The sequence below is a fragment of the Mesorhizobium sp. M2C.T.Ca.TU.002.02.1.1 genome, from assembly GCF_003997225.1.
Window position 1 is genome coordinate 1 of sequence record NZ_RZTO01001478.1, and the last position, 530, is coordinate 530.

Consider the following 530-nt stretch of genomic DNA (forward strand, 5'->3'; position numbering starts at 1 on the left):
CATCGAGGTGATCAAGGCGCTGGCCGAGCGCGGCGCCGGCGGCGCCGTCTGCTTCGCCGCGGGCTTCCTCGAGACCGAGGCCTATGACGAGGACGGCGAGCGGCTGCAGGCCGAGCTCGTCGCCGCCGCCGGCCAGATGCCGATCATCGGCCCGAACTGCTACGGCCTGATCAACTATGCCGACGGCGCGTTGCTGTGGCCCGACCAGCATGGCGGCATCCGCCTGGCCGAAGGCGGCAAGGGTGTGGCCATCATCACCCAGTCGTCCAACATCGCCATCAACATGACGATGCAGAAGCGCGGCCTGCCGATCGCCTTCCTGATGACGGCCGGCAACCAGGCGCAGACGGGGCTCTCCGAAATGGCGCTCGGCCTGATCGAGGACGAGCGCGTCACCTCGCTCGGCCTGCATATCGAGGCTTTCGACTCGGTAGCCGGCTTCGAGAGACTGGCGGCGCGGGCGCGCGAGCTGAAGAAGCCGATCATCGCCATGAAGGTGGGCCGCTCGGAGCAGGCAAGGCAGGCGACGG

1 pseudogene is annotated in these 530 nt (G+C 68.7%); it reads left to right on the top strand.

Features of this window, described 5'->3' with window-relative positions:
* Positions 1-530, top strand: a pseudogene (locus EOD07_RS36835) (acetate--CoA ligase family protein); the annotation flags it as partial.